2 protein-coding genes and 1 pseudogene are annotated in these 2,238 nt (G+C 69.7%); all 3 read right to left on the bottom strand.

The features are described from left to right. Positions 1-205: 205 nt before the first annotated feature. On the bottom strand, positions 206-967 hold the full coding sequence (locus tag FQU74_RS09650; protein WP_158635571.1) for a metallophosphoesterase family protein: 762 nt from the start codon (positions 965-967) through the stop codon (positions 206-208). A gap of 68 nt (positions 968-1,035) precedes the next feature. Then, positions 1,036-1,440 carry a hypothetical protein gene (locus FQU74_RS09645; RefSeq protein WP_146286268.1) on the bottom strand — a complete coding sequence of 135 codons (405 nt, stop codon included), beginning with the start codon at positions 1,438-1,440 and terminating at the stop codon, positions 1,036-1,038. Positions 1,441-1,489: 49 nt separating this feature from the next. Then, a pseudogene (locus FQU74_RS09640) lies at positions 1,490-2,238 on the bottom strand (AAA family ATPase); the annotation flags it as partial.

Raw genomic sequence — 2,238 nt, 5'->3', positions numbered from 1 at the left:
GGCTGTGCGACGGCAAGGTCTTCACGGAAGGGCATTGGCAGGCCCGACGGGCAAAAAAGCGGGGGACGCGCAGGACCGTTCGATGATCGTCGAGCGCCCGCCTGTCTCTGCGCGCCATGATGCTCACCTCCCCGTCCTGATCTGATCGAGGTCGATCAGCCCGCGCCGGACCCGCGCGCGGACATCGCCGGGGCGGAACTCGTGTTCATAGCCGATCGACGGAGACATTGCGCAGCAGCGTGCCGCCCGGCATCCGGACCTCGGCCCATCGATGGGTATGGCCGAAGACCCAGAGATCCGGGCGGTAGCGATCGATCAGCGCGTCGAGATCGGATGCAAAGCAGGGCGAGAGCGGTGTGATGGGGCCCGCGACCGACCCGGACGGCGCGTGGTGGGTGACGACAACGGTCTTGCCGCTCCACGGCTGGGCAAGTTCCGCGGTCAGCCAGCCCAGCTGGGTCTGATGGACACGCACGGTATCCTGCGGCTTCAACTCTCGCTCCGGGCTGCCAATGACGATGGAACCATAGCCATAGTCTGGCATCTTCCGGGCATTCCAGAGCGCCTCGGCGACGGCCGCGTCACCTGCGGCGGCGAAGAGACGCATGTCGGTCCAGAGCGTCGTCATCAGGATACGCACATCGCCAATCTCCAGCCGTTGGCACTGACCGAAGCGGCAGCCCGCCTCACTGCAGATCCGGTCCAGCTCGGCGTCGACGGTCGAGAGATTCTCGCCGTAGTAGTCGTGGTTGCCGGGGATGAGGACCGTGCGCGCGGCGGGGACCAGCGACCCGAGCCAGCGGAGGGCATGGGGCCATTTGCGCGCCGCTACCTCGGCCAGATCGCCGGCGATGATCAGCGCCTCGACGCCCCTGGCCGCATCCCGGATCTCATCGCCAAGATGATCGAGGAGGTCGCGGTCGCTGATCTCGTCAAGGTGGAGGTCTGCGAGAACAAGGAGCTTCATCAGCATAGCTTTCGATCGTGCGAGGGGAGAGTGTCGGGGGTGATGGCGGTGGCGCAGGGGACGAGGCCTTATCCCGTCCCCTCGACCTGCCGCTGCAGCAGGGCCTGCACCAGGTCCACGCGGCGGCAGAACCGCTCCCAGCTGAGCAGCCGCCGGGGGGGCGTGGGTCCATCGGCCTGCGTCTCTGCGGGGAGCGCGTGGGGCTGGCCCAGGCGGTAGTCGCCATCGACGCAGCGAATGATGCGCCCGGGGGCGGTCTCCACCGCGATGACCGCGGCGCTGAGGCGGGGACGCGCGGGCGCTGCTGCCTCATGGATCCGGCCATGGACGCGCAAGATGAGACCGTCCTGCAGACAGAGCCAGTCCTCGATCAGGGGAAGGTCGGGATAGAGCGCGGGCGGGAGTGGGTATTCGACCTGCGACAGGGCGAGGGCGATCCGGGCAATGGTCAGGGGCTGGGCGATAGCGGACATCACGGGTGTCTCCTTTTGTGCTGGTCCATCGGCGCGCGGCGCGCCGCCCTCATCCCGCCCGCGCGCAGGCGGTGGGGTCGTCCGGTGCATCAAGCGCGGCCAGCAGCGCTGCGAGGCCTGCGCCCGCGAGCTCCCGCTCGGCCAGAAGCGCACGGGCCAGCGCCAGCAGTGCGGGAAGGTGCGCGGTGATCAGGCTGGCGGCCCGTGCCTCCGCCGTCTCGAGCCGCGCCCGGATGCGGCGGTAGAGGTCCGGATCGCGATAGCCGGTCTCCTCGACCCAGACCGGGCCGAGGGCGCCAAGGCCCATCTGCGTCTCGAGCCTGAGCGCGAGCCGGGTGGCCTGCGCGAGATCGGAGTGCCGCGTGCCGCCCGCACCGCCAGAGACCGTGCCCAGCACCACACGCTCTGCTGCGCGACCGGCCAGATCGGTCGCCAGATGATCGTCGAACTCGGTCTCCAGACCCTCCCAGTCGACGAGCTCCCGCTCGGTGAGGCCACCCTCCGGCCCCATGGAGAGCCGCGTTACCTCACTGCGGCGCAGAAGATGCGCGACCACCGCATGACCGGCCTCATGCACGGCGATCCGCCATTCGGCAGCCGGGTTCGGTTGCGGGCCGGGGATGGCGCCCTCCAGATCGACAAGCGCCAGATCCCGACCACCCTGCCGCGCTGCGGATTTTGCCGAGCGGACCAGCGCATCGACGGCGGCGAGGCTCGCGCCCAGAAGCCTTCGGGCCAGCGCCTCGATCCCGGCCGCGTCCACGCGCGCGCCGAGAGCCTGACGCAGGACCTGCGCGA

Origin of the sequence: Gemmobacter aquaticus (assembly GCF_007859075.1) — a bacterium.
In the GTDB taxonomy this organism is placed as follows: Bacteria; Pseudomonadota; Alphaproteobacteria; order Rhodobacterales; family Rhodobacteraceae; genus Gemmobacter; species Gemmobacter aquaticus.
The sequence above is the reverse complement of the archived record's forward strand: the minus strand, read 5'-3'. Positions and strand labels throughout refer to the sequence as shown.